7 protein-coding genes are annotated in these 4,804 nt (G+C 64.2%); 2 read left to right on the plus strand and 5 right to left on the minus strand.

Translation table 11 applies throughout. The features are described from left to right. Nucleotides 1–436 (minus strand): amidase family protein (locus EOA60_RS19255; RefSeq protein ID WP_245502584.1); only part of this gene is annotated, 436 nt, incomplete at its 3' end. Between the two features lie 539 nt (nucleotides 437–975). Here EOA60_RS19255 and odc2 point away from each other — a divergent pair. Next, on the plus strand, nucleotides 976–2,109 hold the full coding sequence (gene odc2 / locus EOA60_RS19260; protein WP_095823409.1) for an ornithine/lysine decarboxylase: 1,134 nt from the start codon (nucleotides 976–978) through the stop codon (nucleotides 2,107–2,109). 331 nt (nucleotides 2,110–2,440) lie between these two features. Continuing rightward, nucleotides 2,441–2,935, plus strand: a complete 495-nt coding sequence (locus tag EOA60_RS19265; RefSeq protein WP_095823582.1) for an N-acetyltransferase — start codon at nucleotides 2,441–2,443, stop codon at nucleotides 2,933–2,935. Between the two features lie 81 nt (nucleotides 2,936–3,016). Here EOA60_RS19265 and EOA60_RS19270 read toward each other — a convergent pair whose 3' ends face one another. The 4 genes from EOA60_RS19270 to EOA60_RS19285 form a co-directional block, all read right to left on the minus strand. Then, nucleotides 3,017–3,301 (minus strand): SCP2 sterol-binding domain-containing protein, encoded by a 285-nt coding sequence (locus EOA60_RS19270; RefSeq protein ID WP_067002744.1) that lies wholly within the window; start codon nucleotides 3,299–3,301, stop codon nucleotides 3,017–3,019. 197 nt (nucleotides 3,302–3,498) lie between these two features. Then, nucleotides 3,499–4,023: a hypothetical protein gene (locus tag EOA60_RS19275; protein WP_095823408.1), complete on the minus strand. Its 525-nt coding sequence runs from the start codon at nucleotides 4,021–4,023 to the stop codon at nucleotides 3,499–3,501. Nucleotides 4,024–4,054: 31 nt separating this feature from the next. Further along, on the minus strand, nucleotides 4,055–4,477 hold the full coding sequence (locus EOA60_RS19280) for a hypothetical protein (RefSeq protein WP_095800460.1): 423 nt from the start codon (nucleotides 4,475–4,477) through the stop codon (nucleotides 4,055–4,057). 8 nt (nucleotides 4,478–4,485) lie between these two features. Continuing rightward, the coding region (locus EOA60_RS19285) for a rod-binding protein (protein ID WP_206628166.1) at nucleotides 4,486–4,804 on the minus strand (319 nt) is incomplete at its 5' end.

The raw sequence follows: 4,804 nt of genomic DNA on the forward strand, positions 1-4,804 counted from the left end.
ACCCGCAGAAGCTCGCCGGCGCGCGGATCGAGCCGCCGGTGTCGGAGCCGACGGCGATGTCGGCAAGGCCGCCGACGACCGCTGCCGCCGAACCTGACGAGGAGCCGCCGGTCACGCGATCCGGAGCGGCTGCGTTCACCGGAAACGCGAAATGCGAATTCTGGCCGAACAGCGAGAAGGCGAGCTCGTCGGTTTGCGTCTTGCCGACGAATCGCGCACCGGCATCGAGAATCAACTGCACGGCCTCGGCCGTACGCGCGGCGGCGTGAGCCTGTTCGAACTTGCGCGGGTTGCCGCAGCCGGTGCGATAGCCGGCGACGTCATAGATGTCCTTCACGGCCAGGCGCAGGCCGGCCAGCAGGCCAAATTCCGCATTGGCCACGGGCATTTGGCGCAGATCGAGGAAGGCGTTGAGAGGGCCGTGGGTGCCTGGCATTGTTCGATTTCCGAATACGGTCCACAAACATTGTTCGATGCCGCAATTTTTACAACCGGCGCTGACGATTTTTATTGATTGTGAAACCCTTCGCTCTTATATCGCGCTTGCCCAAAGTCGCACGTGCCTGTGGGTGTCCGCCGATCCTCGAATGGTGAGGGCAATCGGTAAGGTAACTGGAGCCAACCCCTCCAGTCGGTCAGTGGCCAACCACAAGACCGAGGACACCTTGAAGCAACGACGGTGCGGGCCTTTCTGGTGTCTGCCGGTCGTCCAAAGACCGGGGTTACTGAAGAGGCACACCTTCATTGCCGGCAGTGCGGACGGGTCCTCCCATCCAAGCCAAGGCAGACAAAGCGAACCGAGGCCGGGCAAGGCCAGGTTCACCGCCGCGAGACGGCGATCCGTGGTTCCGGGGTCTCCACCGGCTGGTTCCACGGATTTTCCGTCCCGCCTTTGTCCACCGCGAGTTCGCGAGGCCGAGCGCCCGCGTCCCGCAGCCTTTGTGCGCGCCGAAAGGCGCAGATGGAGAGACCTCGATGGCTACCCAGCGCATCCTTGATTTTCTCGCCACCCGACGTCCGAACGGCCCCTGCCTCGTCGTCGACCTCGATGTCGTGCGCGACAATTTCCGCGCCTTCGAGAAGGCGTTGCCCGATTCCAAAATCTACTATGCGGTGAAAGCAAACCCGGCGCCGGAGATCCTGCGCCTGCTTGCTGCGATGGGCTCGTCCTTCGACACCGCATCGGTTGCCGAGGTCGAGATGGCGATGGATGCCGGCGCGCCGGCGGATCGCATTTCCTTCGGCAACACCATCAAGAAGGAGCGCGACATTGCGCGCGCCTACCAGCTCGGCATCCGCCTCTATGCCGTGGATTGCGTTGAGGAGGTCGAGAAGATCGCCCGCGCCGCCCCGGGCTCGCGCGTGTTCTGCCGCGTGCTCACCGACGGCGAGGGTGCCGAATGGCCGCTGTCGCGCAAGTTCGGCTGCGTGCCGGCAATGGCGGTGAATGTGCTGCGACATGCCAAGGCGCTCGGCCTCGACGCTTATGGCGTGTCGTTCCATGTCGGCTCGCAGCAGACCGATCTCTCGGCTTGGGACCGCGCGCTGGGCGATGCCAAGAAGGTGTTCGCCACGCTCGCCGAGGAAGGCATCGTCTTGAAGATGGTCAACATGGGCGGCGGTTTCCCGACCCGTTACCTGAAGGACGTGCCGGCGGCGCAGGCCTATGGCCAGGCGATCTTCTCGGCGCTGCGCAAGCATTTCGGCAACGCGCTGCCCGAGACGATCATCGAGCCGGGTCGCGGCATGGTCGGCAATGCCGGCGTCATCAAGTCGGAAGTCGTGCTGATCTCGAAGAAGGCCGACAATGACAATGTGCGCTGGGTGTTCCTCGACATCGGCAAGTTCGGGGGCCTCGCCGAGACCATGGACGAGGCGATCCGCTATCCGATCGTGACGCCGCGCGACGGATCGGAGACCGCACCCTGTGTGCTCGCCGGCCCGACCTGCGATTCGGCCGATGTGCTCTACGAGAAGACGCCTTATCCCCTGCCTCTGTCGCTCACCATCGGCGATGAGGTGCTGATCGAAGGTACTGGCGCCTACACGACCACCTATTCGTCGGTCGCCTTCAACGGCTTCGAGCCTCTCCGATCCTACGTGATCTGAAGGCGCGAGCCTTCAGATCAACCGGTGTGGGTGACATCGCCCGCCCGGGCTCGCTTGTGGAACAGATCTCCGCTCGTGAAGGATCGCGGAAATGGACTTTGCAGATTTCATCATCGAGGGCGCTGCGCGCCGGGTCTCCCCCCTCGAGGGGGAGATGGCCGCGCAGCGGTCAGAGGGGGGCGTCGCGCGTGGAGCGCCAGCGCCGCTTCTCGTCACGCTGGGCGCCGGTATTACATGCGCAACGACCCCCTCTGTCGCCTTTGGCGACATCTCCCGCTCGAGGGGGGAGATTGCGCCGGCCTTCGTCATCGTTGCCGAAGGCATCGGTGATATGCAGGCGCGCGAAGCGCTGCTCGACCGCGCCATGGGGCCGAAGCGCAGGAAGAAGTCGTCCGAGAAACTGCGGCGTGGCCGCCGGCCGTCGGAAGGCCTGGCCTTTGTCGCGCGCGACCCGTCGGGCGCGCTCGTCGGTACGGTTCGGCTGTGGGACGTGACGCTGGGCGAGGGTGGTCCGGCAGCGCTGCTGCTTGGGCCGCTGGCAGTCGAGCCGGGCCTGAGGAGCGGCGGCATCGGCTCGGCGCTGATGCGGCACGCGATCGCCGAGGCTGCGCGGCTCGGTCACGGCGCGATCCTGCTCGTCGGCGATGCACCCTATTACGGGCGGTTCGGTTTTTCGGCCGACCGCACCGGCTCGCTCGCCATGCCTGGGCCCTATGAGCGGCACCGCCTGCTGGCGCTCGAGCTGAAGGAGGGCTCGCTCGACGGGGCCGCGGGCACGTTCAAGGCCGCCGGCCGCAAGGTCAAGGCGCTGGATTTCGTCGCCTGACTGTCGGAGGCGTTACCGATGCGGCGCCGCGCGTTCAAAAACGCGGCGCCACATCGCTCTTCTAAAATAGTTGGCTGGCGGTCAGCCGAGCAACTGGCTGAGCGCCATGGCGACCGTCATGTCGCCCTCGACCTTCAGCTTGCCGGCCATGAAGGCCATGGTCGGGTTGAGGTCGCCGGCGATCAGCGAATCGAGATCGTCGAGCGAGAGCTTGATCGTGCAGTCGGTCGGGGCGTCGGCGGTCGAGACGGTCGCGCCGTCGATCACGATGACGCCGTCGCTGCCAGTGTCGAACTTGACCGAATGCTCGAAGCCGGCGCTTGCCACGCGCGACCTGATCTTGTCGGCAATCTCCTGAACGCCCATGGCGGTTCTCCTCGTTTGGTTGCGTTTGACGCGCATCGGCCTTGGCCGCTGGGCGAAGCGCCGCGTCGCGCGGCAGCGCGGCGACAGCCATCGGCGCATATAGCTTCGGGTTGACGTTTACGTCAACGTGGCTGCCATGCGGCATGTCGCATCACCAGACGAGGGTGTGAACCCGCCAGTCGATCGCCGAGAGCCGATCAATGCTCCGGCTGGAACGCCTTGGTCATCGCTTGCGCGGTCTCGCCGGCAGTCTTCCGGCGGCGGATGGCGTTGTCGCGGATTTCGTCCTTGGACAGGAAGTTGACCTGGTCGATCAGCACGTCATGCACCAGCTCGACGCCGACGCGGGCGTTGACGGTCTCGCGGATCGCTTTGCGGAAAGCATCGAGATCGATCGTGTCCTTCTTGGTGAAATCGATCTGCGGATTGGAATAGAGGTAGGAATAGACCTGATCGGTAATGATGGCCGGCGCCGGGATCGACAGTTTCTTTATCTGATCCGGCTCCACCGTGTAGACGAGTTTGGTGAGAAAATAGCCGTCGATTTTGGCATCGCGGACGAGCGGTACCGAAATGATGTCGGTCTTGACGTAGTCGAGACCGCCCAGCATCGGCTTCGGCGGCTCACCGACGCCGCGCTCGCCCGCCGCCTGGAACGAATAAAACACCGCGCCGAGGGTTACGGCGCAGATCCAAAGCGCTGCGGCGAGGAATTTGATCACCGAATCCTACCTTGCTCCGCAGTCATCTCATTCAAGCCCGGGCATATCCGAATTCGCCTGCCGAGTAGGTGCCGTCGGCATCGGCGCGCTGGATGGCGTTCTTCAACAGCGTGGCGACCTCGTTGACGGCATTGAGATGGGCAAGAATAGCCGCCTCGTTCTTTGCCAGCTTCTGGCGCAGCCGCGCCAGCCCTTCGCGATGCTGCTCGAGGAACTCGATCTCATTGGCGCCCTTCAGCGCGCGGGTCAGTTCGTAGAGATAGCGGCTTTTGCGGGCATTCGAGGCCTTAAGGTCGTAGCTGGTGCCGCTGCGGATACCCGCCGTCTCCTCGTCCACCGCCTCCTCGATCCGGCCAATGATGGCGGCGAGGTTGCCAGGCCGTGCAGATGCCATCGGTGCTTCCGCGGCGGTGGTTCGTGCAGGCAGGTTGGAAAGGTCCGTTTGGTCGGCCATGTAGGTCCCTAGATCTTGATGTCCGTTTTTATGGTTGTGTCGTCACCGGTCATAGACCGGGCGGCCTTGCGCTCGAGCTCGTCGACCAGGGAGGTCGAAAGCCTGGTCTGCTGGTCGATCTCGGCTTTGTCCGGTCCGCCCCCAACGGACCCGACCGGCACCTTGTGTTTGCCGTCCAGATAATGGTCGGCAAGCATCGATCTCGCGATGCCGATCCCGCCATGCGCGGCCATGACATCGGCTACCTTTTCGGCAAGCTGCGATTTCCACATGTCGCCGGCCAGACCCTTGCCGTAAACGCCCTCGGTGTCCTTAGGCATCATGTTC

Origin of the sequence: Mesorhizobium sp. M1A.F.Ca.IN.020.06.1.1, from assembly GCF_004023265.1 — a bacterium.
GTDB lineage: Bacteria > Pseudomonadota > Alphaproteobacteria > Rhizobiales > Rhizobiaceae > Mesorhizobium.

Coding starts and splice junctions, on each gene's coding strand:
- odc2 (WP_095823409.1), top strand. CDS start 976: ATGGCTACCCAGCGCATCCTTGATTTTCTCGCCACCCGACGTCCGAAC.
- EOA60_RS19265 (WP_095823582.1), top strand. CDS start 2,441: ATGCAGGCGCGCGAAGCGCTGCTCGACCGCGCCATGGGGCCGAAGCGC.
- EOA60_RS19270 (WP_067002744.1), bottom strand. CDS start 3,301: ATGGGCGTTCAGGAGATTGCCGACAAGATCAGGTCGCGCGTGGCAAGC.
- EOA60_RS19280 (WP_095800460.1), bottom strand. CDS start 4,477: ATGGCCGACCAAACGGACCTTTCCAACCTGCCTGCACGAACCACCGCC.